The following is a 19,088-nucleotide window of genomic DNA, read 5'->3' on the forward strand; positions in this document are numbered from 1 at the left end:
CCACTGGGTCGACGGATTCAGACGAGTGAAACACTGTCTTATCCTCGCCAGCCGAGGCGCGGCGGGGTTAGGAGCCGTTATAAATTCTTGCCGTCCTTCAGGGCGTTGATACGCTGAGGGATACGGTCCAAGACACTTTTCACGCCAATCTTGTCGTAATACTCATGTGCCTTTTGCAGTAGTGCCTGCGCCTTTTCCAGAGTGTCGATGTCACCCACAGCCGCCGGACGTGGTTTTCCTTCGTCATCGCGCAGCAGGTAATATCCGGCGAACTTGAACCACTTAGCGCTGACCTTTTCGTGCAGCCGCCAGTCATGCATCACCTTCTCAAACACCTGGCTGAAGTAAGGCTCAATGCTGTGGCCGCGCTCGGCTTCGCGCTCGGCCCATTCCAGAACATGATCGGCACAGAAGGTCGGCCAGTCGCGTTTGATGTTCTCCGGTGTCGGTAAGTCCATTTCAATAGCTTTCAGGCACCAGGCAATCGCGGTTTCCAGATCACCGATATCAAACAGCCACAGCGTGAGGGTGGTGAAAATCGGGTTTTCGTAGTGCTCACCAGCGGCCAAATAGGTTTCTGCAACCGGGCGGTACTTGGGCACCAGCACATCGCGTTTATGGACGATGCGGTCAGCAATGGCGTTGAAGTTCTTCAGTGCCTTCTTGTCGTTTTCAAACTCAATCAGGCGCAAGTGCAGGCTGTCGGTGTTCACCGTGGCGGCTTGCGCCACGGTTTGTGTGCCCGACTGCAGTAACTGGTCTCGCTGACGTTTTAACGGGCTAACCATGATTCACTCCTACGCCGCAGGCTGAGGTTCAGCGACCGTGACTTCTTCAATGGCCGCGAACTTGTTCAGGTTGCCCACCGCATACCCTTCCATGCGGATGTGGTTGTTTTCAAAACGCAGGCGGTCTTCATTGTTTTCCTGCTTCCGCCACTGTGTGCCTTCCTGCGTCAGGATCTGCAGGTTTTTCAGATTGGTGACCCAAATCATTTTTGGCGGGAAGAAAGGCGGCGTGTAAGCCTTCTTACCAGCGATGGTCTTCGCCAGTTGCTGCGCCGCTTTATGTTCGGTTGGCGTGTCTGCCGCTTCCAGTAGACGGTGCTGCTCGGCGGCAACCAGATCAGAGCCGACAATCACAACCAGGTCCGGGTCCTGACGGTGCTCCGGGGCAATGGTGGTGTTAATCAGGTCTTGCGTGAGTGAATCAAGGTTTTTGTAGGAATCAGCTGTGGCGCCTGTCGGGTCAAGAACAGCGGCAGCCAGTACCTGCGCCGCTTTCTTTTCCTTCACGATGGTCAGCCAGCCTTTATTGACGTCCTGACCTAACGGGTTGGCAACCGGATTGGTGATCGTCGCAATGGACGTACCATTGAAACCGACCCGCAGCATGTCCAGTGCAAAGCGGCGTGAGATGGCATTTTTCATCATCTTCAGCCAGTCGCCTTTCGAGCCCGAGTTCGCCCACTGGGTCATGGTTTCCCAGAGAATATGCGCACCGGAATCGGTTTTGGTCAGTTCGTAGGTATTGCCGCTTTGTCCGACTTCAACACTGAACCGGCCTTCAGCACGGCCCGTTGACAAGCCATCATTGCCTACATCGATCACCTGGCCTTTAATCTGCTGAACCGGCAGCAGTGCAATCATGCCCAGAAAGGCATCCGACTGCATGATGGCCTGGCGCAGTTTGGTTTCCATCGGTGGTGTGATGTTAAACATCCGGGCGCCAGCCGCAGCACCAGCGCTTTCAACGGTGGCGTTGCAGAACTCGTGCAGAAATTGAGTAGAGACAGCATTCAGCATTTAAAACACCTCCATTTTGTCTGCGTCTGAACCTTCACCCGCAGGGCGCTGGCCGTCGGCTTCGACATTCAGGGCGGCAAACTTCTGCTCAAGACCTTCCATTTTGTCAGTCAGTGGTTTCAGGCCGTCCTGCAGTGCTTTGGTGAAGCTTTCGGCAGAGAAGTTCTGTATTTCAGTCGTCGTCTCTTTGCCTGCATCGCCCCCTTCTTCAGGTTCATCGACCTGCGGATTCTGGGAAAACTTGGCTGTCAGACTTTCTTCCAGCTCCGTTTTCAGTTCGGTTTTCATGGTGCTGAACTGTTCTTTCAGCGCCGCTTTCAGTTGCTCTGGAGTCACGTCGGTGTCCTCTGATGCCGATTCGGGTTGTGTTTCTGATGTGGGATTACCAGATTGGAAATGAGTAAACAGTGTTGAAATAGCTTGAACTAAGGCGTTTGGCTGACATTCAGAAAAATCCAGCTCTTCAAGTTGATCACATTCAATGGCTTTGACTTGTCCATTCCTCTCCGAAAATTCAAGCCTCGACGTGCCTGTAGATGCTGGGGAGTCAGTCACAGCCAGTCCTCTCAGGTAGCATCGCCCTTCGCCTTTGTAATCTGGGTTTATTTCGATCGAGGTGAAAAGTTTCTGCCCAAGCTTATTGGCTGTCAGAAGGTATTGATTTGGCTTAATCTTTGCGAACAAGCGCATTTTTCCGTTCAGTTCTTCGGCTTTAACAGCTTCAACCGTTCCCCAGTTATCGCCGAAACCACCGAATCGAAAATGTTCCGGCCAAATCATGGCTGTGTACTCCTGAGTAGAATACTGCTCAGCCATTTCTTTAAACCACTGGCGTAGAAGTTTTCGGCCATCAACTGTGGCACCTTCTGTCGCTACAATTTTCCAATCACTGGTTTTCGCCATCTTTCTACCGTTATTCAGTTCGCGAAATCGCTGTTTACGTATCAGGTCACGGCAAAGATACGACTTTTAAAGCCAGTGTTCATGCTGGTTTGTTCTTGGAAATTCGGATTTCAGCCGTTTCAGAATGCATCCGAACGGTAAGCGGATTTTTTCGCAGTAAACGCCAGTAAAATGCGGGCATGGCATACTCATCTGAAATTCGCGAGGCGGCAAAACGTCTCTACCTCCGGCGCTATACGCCGGATGAAATCCGCATGGAACTCGACCTGCCGAATGCCCGCATCATTTACCACTGGGCAGACAAACACGGCTGGCGCGACATGTTGCGGGAAGAAGAAGTGGACGAAGCAATCGCCCGCCGCATTGTGCTGCTGACCGATCAGGCCGAGAAAACACCCGGCCAGCTGAAAGAGTTGGACATGCTGATTGAAAAGCATGTGAAGCTGAAAAAGCAGCGGGCTCAGTCGGTGAAGCAAAGCGAACCGCAGCAAAGCTCAGGCAATGAAAGGACACCAGAGCAAAAGGCTTATCTGAAAGCAGCAAGTGACAAAGCTGGCGCCAACAGTAAAAAACGCGGCAAGAAGGCAAAGAACGACATCAGCGAAATCGGGGAAGCCGACTTTACAGAGCTGCACGACAGCCTGTTCAAATACCAGCTGACGATGCGGGACAACCTGCATCAGCGTATCCGCAACATTCTGAAAAGCCGCCAAATCGGCGCAACTTACTATTTCGCCGCCGAAGCACTGGAAGACGCCATTCTCACGGGCGACAATCAGATTTTCCTGTCGGCCTCCCGTGCGCAGGCTGAGGTCTTCCGCAGCTACATCATCCAGATTGCGCAGGAATTTCTGGGCATTGAGTTAAGCGGTAACCCGATCATCCTCAGTAACGGGGCAGAGCTGCGATTCCTGTCGACCAACAGCAAAACCGCCCAGAGTTATCACGGCCATGTGTATATCGACGAATATTTCTGGATCCCGAAATTCGACGAGCTGAACAAACTGGCTTCGGCCATGGCGACGCATAAGAAATGGCGGAAAACCTATTTCTCGACGCCGTCATCCAAAACCCATCAGGCGTATCCGTTCTGGACCGGGGATGCCTGGAAGAAAGGCAAAGACACCCGTCAGAAAATTGAATTTCCCGGCTTTGATGAATTCCGCGACGGTGGCCGCCTGTGTCCCGATCGGCAGTGGCGTTATGTGGTCACCATTGAAGATGCAGCGGCAGGCGGCTGTGACCTGTTCGACATCGACGAACTGCGCGACGAATACAGCGGCGACGACTTTGCCAACCTGTTCATGTGCGTATTCGTGGACGGCAGCAACAGTGTGTTTAAGTTCACCAAGCTGGAAAAAGCCATGGTGGATGCCGCCCACTGGCAGGACTTCAAACCGCATCAGAAACGGCCGTTCAGTAACCGTGAGGTCTGGCTGGGATACGACCCCAGCCGCACGCGGGACAATGCCTGCCTGGTTGTCGTCGCACCGCCTGCTGTCGCGCTGGAAAAATTCCGGATCCTGGAAAAACACTACTGGAAAGGACTGAACTTTCAGCACCATGTGGCGGAAATTGAAAAAGTATTCGAGCGCTACAACGTGACTTATCTGGGTGTCGATACCACGGGCATTGGTGCTGGCGTGTGGGATTTGGTAACCGCCAAACACCCCCGCGAGGCCCATGCGATTCACTATTCAACCGAGAATAAAAACCGCCTGGTACTGAAGATGATCGACATTGTGGATGCCGACCGTCTGCAGTTCGATGCGGAACACAAAGACATCGCTATGGCCTTCATGGCAATTAAGCGCGAAAGCACCAAAAGCGGTAACGCAATGACCTTCAAAGCCGAGCGCAGCGAAACCACAGGCCATGCCGATGCTTTCTGGGCCATCAGCCACGCCATCATCAATGAACCGCTCGACCATAACAGCAAACGCAAATCAACCTGGGCTACCGCAGCATGACAGAAGCACTGATCACCACCGCCGCCAATGACGAACACCTGCCAGAAACCCTGGCAAGTTCCTATTCCATTGGCTCTGATATTGAAGTTGTCGACAGCAACAGCTGGCTGACGGAATACACGGATCTGTTCTATAACGATGGCGAGGACTACTGGGAGCCGCCCATTAATCCTGAAGGGCTGGCACAGCTTGCCCATGCCAACGCCTATCACGGCAGTATGCTGATCGCCCGTGGTAACTATGTATCCGGCCGTTTCAAGAGCGGCGGAAACATCCGCCGCCGGCACATGGCTCAGTTCTGCCGTGATTACTTTCAGTTTGGGCAAGGCGCCTTGCTGAAGTTACGCAACCGTGCTGGCGGCGTTATGGGGTATTACCCATTGCCTGCGATGTTCATGCGGAAACGGAAAAACGGCGATTTCTGGCTGCTAGAGCGGGAAGACCAAAAGCGGCCTTATAAAGCAAAGGATGTAATTTGGCTGCCCCAGTACGACCCGAAGCAGCAGGTATACGGATTGCCCGATTACGTGGGGGGCATGCAGTCGTCTCTGTTGAACAAAGATGCCACCTTGTTCCGTCGTCGGTATTACAAAAACGGTGCGCACATGGGCTTCATTTTCTACGCCACAGACCCGAACCTGAGCGCTGAAGACGAGGAAATGATGAAAACCAAGATCGCCAGCAGTAAGGGGGTGGGCAACTTTCGCAGCATGTTTGTGAACATCCCGAACGGGAAAGAGAAAGGCATTCAGCTGATTCCGGTAGGCGACATTGCCACCAAAGATGAGTTTGAACGTATCAAGAACATTACCGCGCAGGATGTGCTGGTTTCGCACCGGTTCCCGCCCGGCAAAGGCGGCATCGTGCCCACCAATGCGGCAGGTTTCGGCGACATCGAGAAGGTCAGCCGGGAGTACGCTCGCGATGAGGTTATCCCTGTCTGTGAACTGATCATGGATGAGGTGAACAACGACCCGGAGATCGCGCCGTACCGGGATTTACATTTGCACTTCAACACAGAGCTTGAAAAAGCATCTTAAACGTCCGCCGCAAATCAAAAGAGTTATTATCATTAAATTTCATACAGATAGAGATGCATGCCGAAACCAACCATTTTTAATGATTTACTCAATTGCTAAGGTATCAAAGTCAGATAATCTGCCCCCGATGAAGACACAGCATTGTCCCATCGCAGTTTACCCCCGGCCGCAAACCGGGGGATTTTTTTGCCTGCCTCAACAACCCCTTTGATATCAACGCAGTTTTATTTAAATGGGCATAGTTTGATGTTTTTTTCATCAAAGAGCTTGCATCACACCAAAGTAGCGAGTAGTGTTACGTTACAGGTTACAACAAACCTCAAACACTGAGATGTTCGTAATACTGTTGGAAAATAGAAACTAAAGCATTGATATTTAAATTCTTGTATCTGGCAACTAGCATTTATCAATTAACTTATTGAAATTATGAAAAAAAATATATGGAGTCTTATCATGTCTATCTGTCATAGAGCTTTCTATTTGTATCCGGAGGTCGCCAATCATGGCTATCAAAGATTTTCATCACAAAGGACTGGAAAAGTTTCACTATAATGGGGATGAGTCAGGGATAAATTCTCAGCATGCTAACAAACTGAGAATGATATTGGATGCTATTGCGGCATCACATCATCCTCATGATTTAAAGGCTGTGTATCAACACAGGTTTGCAGAAAAAAAGGGGGCAGGAAAAGGCGTTTACAGTGTCAAGGTTAACGGAAACTGGCGAGTTACCTTTGAAGTTGCTGATGAAGGAGCTACATTCCTTGACTATTGTGACTATCACGGTAAACAGATAAAGTCCCGCTCCTGAAAATAAGCATTGTTGCAGTATTGCAATGTTTAGGAGTCAAACATGAAGCAACTAAGAAAGCCATCTCATCCAGGCGAGTTTTTCAAAGAAGAAATTCTTGAAGAGAGAGGGATTTCTGTAACTATGGCTGCCGAACTACTCGGAGTAACAAGAAAGACGTTGAGCGCATTCATCAATGGACACTCGAAGTGCTCTCACACAATGGCCCGACGTTTAGCCGAAGCCACGGGCACAGGCGTTGCCTTCTGGATTAACATGCAGGCAAGGCTGGACACCTGGGAAGCAGAGAACATGGTTCTGGAAACAGAAGTTAAGCCACTCCCTCTCGAAGTCGCTTAATCTTATAATTGCGTGGTGCATAAAGCACTATACCGCAAGTAACATTCAGAACAGAAAGGTCGCTTGATGCGACCTTTTTAATTTCTATGGACACCAAACCCAACTAACCTTGGGTTTTAAGTCTAACTAGCTTACTCAAAAGTGAGTTTGTCTCTCAAAGACATTGAATCAAACGGATAGTAGAAATCATCCGATAAAGACAACCGATTGATTTCTTTTTCCGGCAGTGAATTCAAGATGGTCTGCGCTTTGCTTTCGATAGGGCTATTCAGCTCAATCCAATCTTTCAGACCTTTCATGTCACCCGTTTCGCCTGCCTGCTTCACCAGAGCCCAAGAGTACTTTTCTCTCTGCTCTAATGTACAGCGGTCCATAGCTCTTTTCGATAATTCAAAAAGAACCGCACGCTTCTGATCTGCACTCAACGAATCAAACCAGGCATCCTGGACAACATCGACTGGTCGATTTTTCATTTTCAAGCAGCGAGCTGTTTGCTGATTTACTTCCTGATAGGCTTCTTCAAGCGTATAGCCTGCGTTCGCAACAAGAGGCAGCAGCAACAAAGAACTAGCGGCTAGCTTTTTCAACGCACGACCAAAATTGCCTTTCTTTTCCATATGTATCTAACGCCCTTGATTCTGCAATCATGTTTACACGGTTTCGGGTAATTGTCGGCACTGCCAGCAGTGCATTGGCAAAAGTATCCCAATCATAATCTGAGATAGTTTCGATTCGCTCGTGAGGTTTCATTTTCTTGGAAAAAATCTCAACAAATGGAGCTGCGACCATCATTGTCGCCAACATATCACCAAGCTCAAGCTTGGAATTGATGATCTGGATATCCCGAACGCTTTCTGCAGACAACTCTAACCCATCAATCTTGCAATAGTTAATAATTTTCGACATAAAATCCTCTCAAAAAAAGAAAATAATATCAATCATTTATATCGTTCGACAGATGTAAAAACAGCACTTTTCACTGTCAAACTGTGGTTTATAACCGTCATTTCAACTATGACTCTTTACTGTCAGATCAATTACTTATTTACTGTATAAACATCCAGCCCACCTGATATACTCACAGCAAGAAATCAACATATCAGGTCAAAAATATGCGGGTTTATTGCCAATGTGGATCGGCGTCATCAATCAGCCGTTCTGTTCCTCTTTCTGCTGATACAGCAGCGCTTTACTGTTCATGCTGGGATCCAGAATGCGGGCACTCGTTTGTGTCTGAAATGGGATTTAAGCACACACTGGAACTGCCTAAAAAAGTACAAGAGACGCAGCCGAGCGGATACGCTCAGGGTGGCAGGGTGTATTGCGGTTGCGGGAACGCGGCTGTGATCAATAAAACGAACCGATTCTCTCATAACGTGGCGGATGTGGGCGAGATGGGACAGGCATATCTGTTCACGATGTTAATGGTGGGAAAATTTTTGAGTTATTATCTCTATTTAGGTCTTGGCTTCTCTTGCAAAGATACGAGAAATACGCTTATAAGCCATTTATTACAGAAATGAATTTTGACTATGTTATTGAAGGTAAATCTTAATGTATTTTTCAATATTTTGGTATTTGTTCATATTTGCTAATATAATCCTTGATTTGTTTGGCATATATTATAACCTTCCACTAATACTAGGACTTTTCCTTGGTCTGACTGTACCGATTACAATCGTTTTCTATCTTGTTCAAACCATTTGGAATCTGTACAAGCGTGACTGGAAAAAATTGATGTTCCATCAAATCTGTATGGGAATAATTGCTACATCTTTCTATATACTGATGTATTGAATAGTATTCAACGTTGACATATTCCATCACATACAATGCCTCAAATAAGGCATTTTCTATTCGAAAGGTTTTGTCGGTTATTGTTAAACTTAAAGAGCTAGGGTTTAATAAGAATCGATTTAGAGGTGTGATCACATATAAAATACAAGACCATTTTGGACTTGATATACCCGATGTTAATGGTGGGAAACATTTTGAGTTATTATCTGAATTTAGGTCTTGGTTTCTCTTACAAAGATACGAGAAATACGCTTATAAAGCATTTATTACGCAAATTAATTTTGACTATATTATTGAAGGTGAAATTTAATGTATTTCTCAATCTTTTGGTATCTGTCTATGTTTATAACTTTAGCTCTTGATTTTCTTGATCTATTTTATTATGACCTTCCACCAATGATAGGAATTTTTATTGGGCTCACTGTACCGATTACAATTATTTTCTATCTTATTCAAACTATTTTGACTATGTACAGACGTGACTGGAAAAAATTTATGTTCCATCAAATCTGTATGGGAATAATTGCTCCATTTTTCTATTTTCTGATGTATTGAATAATATTCAACGTTGACTTATCCCACCACAGGCCATGCCTCAATGGAGGCATTTCCTGTTCGGAAGGTTTGGTCCGTTATTGTTAAACTTAAAGAGCTAGAGTTTAATAAAAATCGATTTAGAGGTGTGATCACATATAAAATACATGACCATTTTTGACTCGATGTTAATGGTGGGAAAAATTTTGAGTTATTATCTCTATTTAGGTCTAGATTCCTCTTACAAAGATATGAGAAATACGCTTATAATCCATTTATTACGGAAATGAATTTTGACTATATTATTGAAGGTGAAATTTAATGTACTTTTCTATTTTTTGGTATTTTTTGTGTTTCGTTTACTTAACTCTAAACTTTTTTAATGTCATATTATACAACCTTCCACCAATAATAGGTTTTTTTATTGCATTGATGGTGCCTTTTACAATTTTTTTCTATTTTGCTCAAACCATTTTGACTGCGATCGAACGTGACTGGAAACATTTTTTTCTCCACCACGTATGTATGGGGATAATTGCCCCAACCTTTTATTTGCTGATGTATTGAGTCGTATTCAACGTTGACTTTTCCCCATTACAGACAATGCCTCAAATGAGGCATTGTTTATTCGAATGGTTTGTAAAATTAGTGGTTAACTGTATAAACATCCAGTTCACCTGATATACTCACAGCAAGAAATCAACATATCAGGTCAAAAATATGCGGGTTTATTGCCAATGCGGATCGGCGTCTTCAATCAGCCGCTCTGTTCCCCTTTCTGCTGATACAGCAGCGCTTTACTGTTCATGCCGGGACCCGGAATGCGGACACACGTTTGTGTCTGAAATGGGATTTAAGCACACACTGGAACTGCCTAAAAAAGTACAAGAAACGCAGCCGAGCGGATACGCTCAGGGTGGCAGGGTGTATTGCGGTTGCGGGAAAGCGGCCGTCATCAATAAAACGAACCGGTTCTCTCATAATGTGGCGGATGTGTACTGCAGTTGCCAGCACTGCGGGCATCGCTTTGTGATGGCGTTGGCCTATGCACACACGCTAAGTCCTTCGGCCAAAACCACTCATGAACTGGCTATTTCACTCATTAAGGCCTTACCACCAGAGGCGCGGCAAAGCCTTAACCAACAACTATCCATGTTTTAATATCGAAAACAATCACTCCCTTCAATTTCGGCGGCCATTTCAACAATGCTCAGTATGGCCGCCTGTTTCTTTGCATCCAACTGCCCTTTCATATCGGCCATAATCAGGCCAGCAATGTAGGCTCCCGCCTGCCTGGCCCTGACTGATGCGTTGCTACTCGCTACCCCGTCGATCACTATCTCCAGCGCAGCCAGCGTAATATCGTCCTGTTTTTGTGTCTGGTCCATCTTTCGCTGGCCCATTATCTCTTCCGCTACAGACATTTACGCCTCCAAACTCACTAACAACTGTATATTAATACAGTGGTTTTCAGTGTTAAACCAATTTCTTAATTTCCTTGCCTGGAGTGATAGAACAGTCGAGTGAAAATGTGCTTTGTCTCTCATCTTTTCCTGATCATGCAGAGAAAGACAGCGATTCAGGCTAGCGAATAAAGTAGTCCGGCAGCTCGGGAGGGTTCCAGACGCCACCACATTTAATGCAGTGGTATTCCTGGGTTTCATGGTCGTAGCGGATAATACCGTAGTGATGACAGCGGGTGCAGACTTCAAGCAAATCACCTTTGTCCTGCAAAATAGATTTGTTCAGCTCTTCCTTGATCTGGCGTTGTTTTCTGATATCAATCGCGCCCGGCTTTCTGAACAGGTCCATGTCGTTCCGGGTACTCAGGCGCTTGGGTCGTTTGCTCATGGGACATTCTGAGATGTAGGGTTACTCAGAGTATAGCGGCTGGGATAAGTTGAGCGCCGCTCTTCAGGGGGCACATCGCCAGATGCGCCTTCCCGTTTCAGCCGCTCTCTGTTGTCTTGAATCTGCCGCTGAATCGCCTTTAGCTCTGCTGCGTTAAAGCACATTGTTATTCCTTATCATCAAATCAACGGCCAGTCGTCATCGCTCTGCCAGCTGGCAGGAGATAGCAAGTCGGGCTGGTCGGTATCGGGTTTATGTTTGGGTGTTGTCTGTTTCTTAGGTTCGTCCCAACCATCCCAGCCGCCATAAGGCTGGGGTTTGGTGGCGAAAGTGGTTTCAATTTCAAGTGGTACCGAGCCGGATTGCCGGTTCAATGGTCCGGAACGCAAGCGATAACGGGCGCCATCATTGGTAAACAACGTTTGGCCAGCCAATAATCGGCTGAGATTGTTGTCGGTGTCGGCCAGAGGGCCGATGGTTTTACGGATCACCGCTTTCAGATCATCGACAAACCTGTCCGGCCGAGCACCCGTACAGTTATTGACAGAACTCCGAGAGGCGGCAGAGCCGCCAGAGACAAGAGCGCCCTCACCGGCTGTTGTGCCAGTTGCCGATTTCTTGCGTATGGTCCAGTTTCGTACCCGCGTAATTTTGGTTTCCGAGGACTCCCCATTGAAGATGTCCACGCCTTTCACGCGGCTGACAGCCTCGCCGTATTCGTTCCCGAATGGCGTGACTTCGTAATGGGTGGTAATTGGGTGCTCTTTTCGCTTAGCGAACGGGCCACCCTGCCCCATAACGTACCCCTGCCAGTTGCCCTCATCTGCTGCTTGCAGCGTTTCGGCAATCTGATCATTCAGTTTGGCTTTAGGCTGATAGCTATCGACCAGACGTTGGCGAATCTCTTTACCTTGCATTAAATACGCAGGCATATGCGGGCCGACGTAATCATGGTTTCTGTCGGTCCACAGTTGATTCAGTTCATTACGGTTCAGCTCGAACAGGTACTGAGCAAAGCTGTTGCGGTCGAGGTTTGCCAGCCTGCGCAGTTCCCGCCACACAGTAACCGGTGCACCACCAAAAAACTGAAACTGACGAATGCTCCAGCGCGACGCCCAGGCTGTCACGTTTTTCGCCATGTCTTGCACGGGCTTGCCCGTTTCCTTACTCACGGCGTCATCCATCGCGTAGCCGTCGATATTCTTGCTGATGTACTTCGCGATATAGCCCGTGGCAGTGCCTTTGTCCGGGTCGATAGTTTTCACATCGCAGCGGGCACGGTGCAGCAGCTTGCCACTGCGTTTAGAAATAAGCTCACCGCGGTCTTCTTCCACCGCATAGTCAATAAAAATGGCCTTGGCGGCCTTTACATCTTCTGGTTTTAACCACAGCAAAATGTGCCAGTGCGGCGTGCCATCGTGATGCGGCTCGGCAACGCGAATACCAAACCAGCGAATATCAGCCCGGGCCATTTCTGCGCGAATTTTTGCCCAGGTGCGACACAGGTACTGCTGCGTGTCTCGCGGGCTGGCACCGTTCCAGTGTTCAACAAAGGTATTTCTGGCGCCTTTCTTTCGGCGCTTGCGGCTGTTGTGGTATTTGCTAGGCGCAGTGAGGGTATAGAACTGCCCGGCCAATTGCAGGTTTGCGGCTAAGTCTTCACAGCCGCGAACCCGTGTCATCAGCTCATGACGGCGAATGGCTGGGTTGGCGACCGACTTAAGCACCATGTCTTCCAGCTGTGCGGTTTCTTCTGTGTCTTCGTCGAACAGTTCGTGATTACTGATCATGTCCCAGTTACGTTTACACTGGGCTTTGTGTTCTTCCAGACAATCACGGCTGCAGTATGGCGTGGCGAGTTTAGAAACCCCACCCATGGCAATTGCCAGGTGTTCCCGCATGATATTGCGGGCACGCCACAACTTGTTCTTCCACCAATTCTCTTTACTTAATTTGCCGATACCACACTCAGCATCTTCCGGCAGTATGGTTTGCTTGGTAACAGGCGGCACAATGCCGAAGCTTCGGCACATTTCGGCCAGATGTTCGTATGCCTGAACGATGGTCACTTCATATTTCACTTTGGGGTTTACCGCTTCAGACAGATCACGCAGGCACTTTTCAAACAGCACTGCCACTTGCGCGGCCAGGTTCCCCACTTCATCTTTGCTGAGTTCAGCCAGAATACGTTCGCGGCGGTTTTTAGCGGGTTTCTTCATCAGCTGTTCTAACGTGCCTTTTTCAACAGCGTGCTGATGCTTGAAATTGCTCTGATCAACGTCGTCGTTCATCACAGCAATCTTCTGAATGGTTGGCAGGTGCCTGTAGCGCTGGCGCACCATGCTGATGCGGTGCTGCAGGTCTTCACCCATGTAGGTACGCAAAAAGATGTTGGCTGCAGCACGGCCTTCCGCTTCAAAAATACGGATGTACCGATCGGCAAAATAACGCGCCAGGTAATCTGGCAGATCACCAAAATACTGACGACGCCATTCATGGTCGGCAGGGTTTAGGTTGTAAAGCCGGCGCTCGCTGATGGTCATATCATCCGGCGTGCGATCGGCTTCTATTTTGGTGGGAATTAGTGCGATTGGCTGAGGCTCAGCAAAATCTAACGTCTGCTGAGCCCAGTTCTGGCAGGCAATTGAAGCCTTGCGGATGTATTCCGGTGTTGAGTAAACATCACTCATGACGTAGAGGCATCAACAACAAGTTTGCCAATCGCGTCATTCGCCCAACGTTGAACAAATTCTTGATTGATTTTCTCAGCCATAGATTCTGGTAATGCTACGGCCACACTCCAGCCAGACAAATCTGGCGGAGACAATGTTAATTCAATAGCAAAGTCACCATACAAGTAGTTAAAGTGGCGAGGCGTAACAGTCACAATGCCATGACTAGTTTGAAAAGTTTGATTACTCATACCGTCACAAACTCCTGTGCATCCACAATCAAGAAGCCGCCTTTATTGGGGCCTTTGCTGATCACGCCTTTCATGAGGTGTTCGCATTCAAGGGTTACGCAGGCTTCGCGTACTGCTTCACCACGGCTTTCGAATTCACCCAGTTCGATATTCATAGGCTCTGCGGTTTGTTGATGGCGGATGATGCCGCCATCAGGACAGAGGAATACGGCAAGGTAGTTCATGCCACGACCTCCCCAAATTTGTTTAGGAAGTGATTGGCTTCATCCACCCAGCAGCGACCCGCATCAACGGTGCGTTTGGCATCGTCGGTGGTGCAGCCAGCTTTCTCGATGAGCGGGTAAGCCGCTTCGGTGCAATCGCAGTTTTCCTGCAGGCGGTCGCGCAGGTAACCGATGAGCCGGATTCCCTGCAATGGTGTAGTATTCGACAACGACAGCACACACCAACCATCCGCAAGGCCGTACTGGCCGCCTTCAAGCACATGGGTGATTTGCGAATTCATTTCCTGCCCGGTGTGATCGCCGTTATCGTCGATTTCCAGCATGTTCAGGACATCACCAACCTGATAGCTGTCGCTCAATATGACTTCATGGGTTTTACGCCCAGCTAAGATTTCAGTGAAGTTAGCCGATTGGATCATCACTTCGTGAATCGTGAAATTACTCATGCCTGCACCTCCGCGTTATCTCGCGCTTCGGCGACCAGCTCGATCAGCTTGTCTTCAATTGCCAGCAGGTTTTTGATGTCGTCACGTTCGAAATAAAACGATGCATAGAAAAGACGAACCTGACGCACATCAGGTTGATATTGGGTTGTGACTGGAAGTACTCTCACATACAACTCATCAGCATGCGGCGCATAACTCACATGAATATGCAGCACATCCTTGCACTCCATCGCCAATTGCATGATGCCTACGGCCACATCATGCGAATTGCGGTTCCGAATGGCTTCAGCCAGCTTTTCAGAATCCATTGCCAGTGAGACCGCTTGTTCTTCCAGCGAACCGGTACGCGGTTTCACCTGAACCAAAGCCTGTCGCACAATCGCTTCACAACGGCTCAACAGCTTTAAATTGTCTTCAGAATGGCGGGTCACTTCTTTCAGTAATTCAGCGGCTTCTGCTTTTGCCTGCTGCGCTTGTTCCAGTATCGCTTGTGCATTACTCATGGTTTTCTCCTAACCAAGGTGACAAAAAAAGCCCGCGCCAGGCGGGCAAAGGGCGACAACAATTAGCTACAGAAATTGGAAGGGTTCAGACGACCGACAGGGCCAGCCATGTTTTCAAAACGGGTAACCACACCTGCCATCATCTTCAGGCCAGTGGCAATTTTGGCGGCCTCTTCCTGGGTGAAGTCATCGAAACTCATGCTGACATGCAGCTGTTTCAGGCCAGCACAAAAGCAAAGCATCCGGCGCTGTTCTTCATCCAGCGTGCAATAAACCAGTTTCAGCTTGTTGCGCTTGTGCTCGTGGGTGAACAGGCTTTTGGCTGCGGCGATAGATTCCAGTGCCGACTTCTTCGGTGCATTGGTTGTCACCACATGCACATCGGCCACACTCTTTGGCTGGCCGCGCAGGAACGGGTGTACTTCAGCGGAGTGCGTTTGTGGTTTCAGAGCGGTTTGGCTCATGGGTGTCTCCTTACGAAAGTCCGGGAATGGGGGCACCGTTCGCCAGAAAATCCGAGCCGAACTGCATGAGCGGCTGAAAGGCGGTGGTGCGGTTTTCCAAATCGTTGATTAAAAGCACAAGGTTGCTGATGGCAGCCTGAGCTTTGGCTAAGGTTTTTCGCTTCTGGCTACGAGGCAAACGGTCTGCACTGCACAAGCGCATTGCATCGCCAGACAGTTCGCCAGACAGCGAGCTGTTGAGTAAGGTGCGTTCCAGCAGGTTCTTGTCTTCTGCTTCGGTGGGCACCGGCACAGTCACCACGCCCAGATCGGCAAACAGCGTATTCAGAATGGTGAAGTCACCCGACTCTTTGCACAGCATGGCGAGATCAACCGGGCACAGCTTATGCGGTTGCTCGGGGTTCAGCTTGTTTCGCAGCATGGTGCCGCTGGTCACGCCAATGCGTTTGGCGAGCTGTTCCATGTTGTGGTTCAGGGCAAAATCACAACAAACAGCGTTGTAATCTCGTTGTTTGCGCTCACGTAATCCGCACATAGCGATTTACTCATCCATGAAAGACACTGTTTAAAGACATATCGGGACAAGAATGACAACCCAGGCAACGGCATCCAGCCATGTCGGGCAGTATTCTTTGGTCGGGTTCAGGGAGGACAAACGCATGACTTAGCCCAACAACTCTTTTGCTTCACGCGCGGCCATTTCGTGCATGGCATACATGTTCAGCATGGGCTTTTCGTAAGGCTTTTCTTTCTTCTTGATGATGTACACACCGTTCGAAACTTTATGCTTGATGGTGCCTAGGGGTTCGCCACTTAAACGCGAAAATTCTTCATAGCGCATATATGGGACGAGCGGGGGTGTATTAAAGGAAAACATGGTGCTATGCTCCTGAGTTGGTTTGCTTTTTTATCGGGTTTCTTTTGCTTTGGTCGGCGGTGAAACTCGATGTCACAGGGATGATAGATCGCCAAAGGGGATTTAATCAAGACTCAATTGAGATTTGGCTGGATTATAAATCCCATTTAACGATCTGAGTCAAATATTTCGCTAGGTGAGAATGAACAGCAGAAAAAAAATCCTTGCTCCAGACTATTTGAAAGGTCATGACTTCACTCAGAACCTAAAACGGATTCTGGGATGTAAAGATTTTTTGGAGTTATCGGAATTATTAGATGTGCCCAAGTCTACTTTTAGCACTTGGAACTTGCATGACCGAACCTCACATGAGCTCATGGTTAGAATTCATTTGGCGACGGGAACGCCAATCCGTCAGCTTGCACTGGGTGAAGATGTCGAAGAGGCAGAACAAAAGTATGAAAAGCCAGTTGATGATGTAGCTGGTAGCCATACTGCTGTCGAAAAAAATCCACCTGAAGTAACCCAACTTTCTACGGTTGTGATACAAAGTTTTTGTCTGGCAAACGGGCAACTTATCGAAACCGGGGATATCGCCTACCCCATTCGTCGAATGAACAGCTTCAACCTGAAAGCTGAACACACCATTGAAGTGGAAACGAACGAAGCGATCTACTTAGTAGATAAATCTTCAACTGATGCTGTTTCTGGTGTGTACCTGATCGACGTGGACGGCCTGCTGTCGTTCAACCGCATTCAACGTTTTCCAGGTAAGAAACTGGCTATCGCCTTTGGCGAGAGCACAATTGAAGCGAAACCAGAAGATATCAAGGTAATCGGCAGGGTTGTGGTTACTTTGAGGAAGGATTGATTTTTTTAACTGGCTAGGGAAGCACCATGGAGAGAAACATGAGCCAGCCGAGATCATACGAGCCCGTTTCAAAACTAACTAAATGGTTCTGTTATACCGTCGCAATTGGGTTAATACCGATTGCACTTCGGTTTCTGGCTTGCATCTTTATTGATGGTATAGATCAATTCACAGCAGCAGATTTCATTGCATTTGGCTTTGTTTTACATATCTCAATATTCAATGAGATAGAGCATTTAACTGGTGATGAGACCTGGAAGTCTACAAGTAACACTATCTCCATATGTGGCATTGCTCTCTATGCTTTCCTGATGTTTGCTCTACTAATAGTTGAATCTGGATTTGACAAGATAAAAGTAGAACAGCTCACGCAATCGACAATGATTTTGGCCTGCTGTTCATTTATACTTTGTTTCGTCATTTTCAGAAGATTGACTGCAAAGGCGAAAGCATCGCAGCCAACAAAGTCAGCAATAGGAGAAGAGCCATGCTCGCAGACATCATAATCAGTGGAATTACTTTGATTGCGGTTGTTGCAACACTGATCTTCTCAATTTGGACTTACGTTGATACAAAACGTAAGTACTCTCATGAACAATTTATCCAAGAACGAAAAGCTAAAAGGGATGAAGCGAGGAAGCGCTTCAAAAAACGGACAAGGCTGACAAGAAAATGATCAAAAATTTTATCTACTTAGACGAACCTAAACTTTACTCTTATTCATCACAATTATTTGAAGGCGTAACTGAATTTGTACTAAATGAAGATCAAATAGTAAATGAAGACAGCGAGACATCTAAACAGGGAGTCACATCAGGCAGAGTTATTGCTGATGTAATTCGTGAAACTAGCTCTACAACTTCAAAAAAATTCCTTCATGATCATTCATTTAATATATTTGAGACAGAACTTTTAAAATCAGGTTCATTAATTAATGTAGCTAACGATAATCTAACCTATTCCGAGATATGTGCATCTAATAAATCCTTTGTTCGAATTAGAGCTCAAGGAAAATTTGTTGATATTCGCGAGATTCAGTATTTCTTACAAAACCTTAATGAAACTACCCTCTCTTTAATACACCTAAAATTTACTGAGCAAATACAGTATTTAGAAAAGCTTAGATCTGAAAACTCAAAATCTAATGAATTTAAAAAAATTCAATCCCAATTAGATAAAACAATAAATCAAGCAGTGGCAAATCAAGAGAACTTTCTACCTGAAAAAGTTACTAAAAGTTTAGTTCAAGTACTCAACTTATTTGGAGATGATATTATTCGATTTCAACAAACTCTAGGTGGAACTCTATTCTCATCATGCTTAAATAATGAACACCTGAGGGATTCATTGAAATCAATTTACAGAAAGTATTCAAGAAAAACTGCAAAAGACTTTATTGTTCTTGGGGCGATAAGTAATATTGGCGGTAAACATAAAACTAAATTCTCAGTACCAAGTGAAAACGACAATCCTTTAGCTCACATATATTCACTTGCAGAAAACATGTATGATCTTGAGCAAACTTTTGGTGGCCGTGCTGAAAATGAAATCATAATTGAACCAATTGCTATTTATACTGAACTGTAGTTTTTATTCTATAAGGTTAACAACATGACTTTACAGATCGCTCTAACATACTATTGCCCCAAAGTTGGTTGCATCTCGAAGTTGGAACAAAGATGTTCAGGTAACTTTGACATACCCAAACTAATGACTGGCAAAAGGCAAGAGTTGCCCCCCGCCATTTTGGG

The 19,088-nt window shown here is 47.2% G+C and carries 25 protein-coding genes and 3 pseudogenes; 13 read left to right on the plus strand and 15 right to left on the minus strand.

Annotated elements, in window-relative coordinates:
• Positions 1–77: 77 nt before the first annotated feature.
• Genes gpM through L4174_RS21180 form a run of 3 tightly spaced genes read right to left on the minus strand, consistent with a single transcriptional unit; the run spans position 78 to position 2,708 of the window.
• Positions 78–788 carry a phage terminase small subunit gene (gpM, locus tag L4174_RS21170; protein WP_248141870.1) on the minus strand — a complete coding sequence of 237 codons (711 nt, stop codon included), beginning with the start codon at positions 786–788 and terminating at the stop codon, positions 78–80.
• A 9-nt stretch (positions 789–797) separates the two neighbouring features.
• Positions 798–1,805 (minus strand): phage major capsid protein, P2 family, encoded by a 1,008-nt coding sequence (locus L4174_RS21175; protein ID WP_248141867.1) that lies wholly within the window; start codon positions 1,803–1,805, stop codon positions 798–800.
• Positions 1,806–2,708: a GPO family capsid scaffolding protein gene (locus L4174_RS21180; protein WP_248141865.1), complete on the minus strand. Its 903-nt coding sequence runs from the start codon at positions 2,706–2,708 to the stop codon at positions 1,806–1,808.
• A gap of 179 nt (positions 2,709–2,887) precedes the next feature.
• On the opposite strand from L4174_RS21180, the gene L4174_RS21185 reads away from it, so the two are divergent.
• From L4174_RS21185 to L4174_RS21200, 4 genes are all read left to right on the plus strand, one after another.
• Positions 2,888–4,678 carry a terminase large subunit domain-containing protein gene (locus L4174_RS21185; protein WP_248141864.1) on the plus strand — a complete coding sequence of 597 codons (1,791 nt, stop codon included), beginning with the start codon at positions 2,888–2,890 and terminating at the stop codon, positions 4,676–4,678.
• Entirely contained in the window at positions 4,675–5,718 is a 1,044-nt protein-coding gene (locus L4174_RS21190) for a phage portal protein (RefSeq protein WP_248141862.1), read from the plus strand. The genes L4174_RS21185 and L4174_RS21190 overlap by 4 nt, the downstream gene beginning before the upstream one ends.
• A 502-nt stretch (positions 5,719–6,220) precedes the next feature.
• Entirely contained in the window at positions 6,221–6,529 is a 309-nt protein-coding gene (locus L4174_RS21195; RefSeq protein WP_248141861.1) for a type II toxin-antitoxin system RelE/ParE family toxin, read from the plus strand.
• A 42-nt stretch (positions 6,530–6,571) separates the two neighbouring features.
• Positions 6,572–6,868, plus strand: a complete 297-nt coding sequence (locus L4174_RS21200; protein WP_248141860.1) for a HigA family addiction module antitoxin — start codon at positions 6,572–6,574, stop codon at positions 6,866–6,868.
• A gap of 131 nt (positions 6,869–6,999) precedes the next feature.
• Here the strand turns inward: L4174_RS21200 and L4174_RS21205 are convergent, their stop codons facing one another.
• Both L4174_RS21205 and L4174_RS21210 read right to left on the minus strand, forming a co-directional pair.
• Complete coding sequence (locus tag L4174_RS21205; protein ID WP_248141857.1) at positions 7,000–7,485, minus strand: hypothetical protein; 486 nt, start codon at positions 7,483–7,485, stop codon at positions 7,000–7,002.
• Positions 7,436–7,774: a hypothetical protein gene (locus L4174_RS21210; RefSeq protein WP_248141856.1), complete on the minus strand. Its 339-nt coding sequence runs from the start codon at positions 7,772–7,774 to the stop codon at positions 7,436–7,438. The genes L4174_RS21205 and L4174_RS21210 overlap by 50 nt, the downstream gene beginning before the upstream one ends.
• A gap of 206 nt (positions 7,775–7,980) precedes the next feature.
• On the opposite strand from L4174_RS21210, the pseudogene L4174_RS24155 reads away from it, so the two are divergent.
• From L4174_RS24155 to L4174_RS21220, 6 genes and pseudogenes are all read left to right on the plus strand, one after another.
• Positions 7,981–8,067, plus strand: a pseudogene (locus tag L4174_RS24155) (hypothetical protein); the annotation flags it as partial.
• 236 nt (positions 8,068–8,303) lie between these two features.
• Positions 8,304–8,423 (plus strand): DUF3289 family protein, encoded by a 120-nt coding sequence (locus L4174_RS24160; RefSeq protein ID WP_371929445.1) that lies wholly within the window; start codon positions 8,304–8,306, stop codon positions 8,421–8,423.
• A gap of 312 nt (positions 8,424–8,735) precedes the next feature.
• On the plus strand, positions 8,736–8,975 hold the full coding sequence (locus tag L4174_RS24165) for a DUF3289 family protein (protein ID WP_371929446.1): 240 nt from the start codon (positions 8,736–8,738) through the stop codon (positions 8,973–8,975).
• A 477-nt stretch (positions 8,976–9,452) separates the two neighbouring features.
• Positions 9,453–9,521: pseudogene (locus L4174_RS24170) on the plus strand (hypothetical protein); the annotation flags it as partial.
• A 398-nt stretch (positions 9,522–9,919) separates the two neighbouring features.
• Positions 9,920–10,006: pseudogene (locus L4174_RS21215) on the plus strand (hypothetical protein); the annotation flags it as partial.
• Between the two features lie 117 nt (positions 10,007–10,123).
• Positions 10,124–10,360: an ogr/Delta-like zinc finger family protein gene (locus L4174_RS21220; protein WP_248143275.1), complete on the plus strand. Its 237-nt coding sequence runs from the start codon at positions 10,124–10,126 to the stop codon at positions 10,358–10,360.
• Here L4174_RS21220 and L4174_RS21225 read toward each other — a convergent pair.
• From L4174_RS21225 to L4174_RS21270, 10 genes are all read right to left on the minus strand, one after another.
• Positions 10,357–10,623 carry a hypothetical protein gene (locus L4174_RS21225; RefSeq protein ID WP_248141854.1) on the minus strand — a complete coding sequence of 89 codons (267 nt, stop codon included), beginning with the start codon at positions 10,621–10,623 and terminating at the stop codon, positions 10,357–10,359. The genes L4174_RS21220 and L4174_RS21225 overlap by 4 nt on opposite strands.
• Before the next feature lie 160 nt (positions 10,624–10,783).
• Positions 10,784–11,050: a hypothetical protein gene (locus L4174_RS21230; RefSeq protein ID WP_248141852.1), complete on the minus strand. Its 267-nt coding sequence runs from the start codon at positions 11,048–11,050 to the stop codon at positions 10,784–10,786.
• A 179-nt stretch (positions 11,051–11,229) separates the two neighbouring features.
• Positions 11,230–13,740: a replication endonuclease gene (locus L4174_RS21235; protein WP_248141847.1), complete on the minus strand. Its 2,511-nt coding sequence runs from the start codon at positions 13,738–13,740 to the stop codon at positions 11,230–11,232.
• On the minus strand, positions 13,737–13,973 hold the full coding sequence (locus tag L4174_RS21240; RefSeq protein WP_248141845.1) for a hypothetical protein: 237 nt from the start codon (positions 13,971–13,973) through the stop codon (positions 13,737–13,739). The genes L4174_RS21235 and L4174_RS21240 overlap by 4 nt, the downstream gene beginning before the upstream one ends.
• Positions 13,970–14,197: a hypothetical protein gene (locus L4174_RS21245; protein WP_248141844.1), complete on the minus strand. Its 228-nt coding sequence runs from the start codon at positions 14,195–14,197 to the stop codon at positions 13,970–13,972. The genes L4174_RS21240 and L4174_RS21245 overlap by 4 nt, the downstream gene beginning before the upstream one ends.
• Positions 14,194–14,643: a DUF3850 domain-containing protein gene (locus L4174_RS21250; RefSeq protein ID WP_248141842.1), complete on the minus strand. Its 450-nt coding sequence runs from the start codon at positions 14,641–14,643 to the stop codon at positions 14,194–14,196. Before L4174_RS21250 ends, L4174_RS21245 begins: the two co-directional genes overlap by 4 nt.
• The gene (locus L4174_RS21255; RefSeq protein ID WP_248141840.1) at positions 14,640–15,146 is read right to left on the minus strand and encodes a hypothetical protein; all 507 of its coding nucleotides are present in this window, start codon (positions 15,144–15,146) and stop codon (positions 14,640–14,642) included. The genes L4174_RS21250 and L4174_RS21255 overlap by 4 nt, the downstream gene beginning before the upstream one ends.
• A gap of 62 nt (positions 15,147–15,208) precedes the next feature.
• A complete protein-coding gene (locus L4174_RS21260; protein ID WP_248141837.1) occupies positions 15,209–15,610 on the minus strand; it encodes a hypothetical protein in 402 nt (133 codons plus the stop codon).
• A gap of 10 nt (positions 15,611–15,620) precedes the next feature.
• Positions 15,621–16,145 carry a phage regulatory CII family protein gene (locus L4174_RS21265; protein ID WP_248141836.1) on the minus strand — a complete coding sequence of 175 codons (525 nt, stop codon included), beginning with the start codon at positions 16,143–16,145 and terminating at the stop codon, positions 15,621–15,623.
• Between the two features lie 129 nt (positions 16,146–16,274).
• Positions 16,275–16,487, minus strand: a complete 213-nt coding sequence (locus tag L4174_RS21270; RefSeq protein ID WP_248141834.1) for a hypothetical protein — start codon at positions 16,485–16,487, stop codon at positions 16,275–16,277.
• A 181-nt stretch (positions 16,488–16,668) separates the two neighbouring features.
• Here L4174_RS21270 and L4174_RS21275 point away from each other — a divergent pair, with 181 nt between their 5' ends.
• From L4174_RS21275 to L4174_RS21285, 3 genes are all read left to right on the plus strand, one after another.
• A complete protein-coding gene (locus tag L4174_RS21275; protein ID WP_248141832.1) occupies positions 16,669–17,337 on the plus strand; it encodes a phage repressor protein CI in 669 nt (222 codons plus the stop codon).
• Between the two features lie 38 nt (positions 17,338–17,375).
• Positions 17,376–17,843: a hypothetical protein gene (locus tag L4174_RS21280; protein WP_248141831.1), complete on the plus strand. Its 468-nt coding sequence runs from the start codon at positions 17,376–17,378 to the stop codon at positions 17,841–17,843.
• A gap of 166 nt (positions 17,844–18,009) precedes the next feature.
• A complete protein-coding gene (locus tag L4174_RS21285) occupies positions 18,010–18,924 on the plus strand; it encodes a hypothetical protein (protein ID WP_248141830.1) in 915 nt (304 codons plus the stop codon).
• The last annotated feature ends 164 nt before the right edge of the window (positions 18,925–19,088 follow it).

The organism is Photobacterium sp. CCB-ST2H9, assembly GCF_023151555.2.
Taxonomy (GTDB): Bacteria; Pseudomonadota; Gammaproteobacteria; order Enterobacterales; family Vibrionaceae; genus Photobacterium.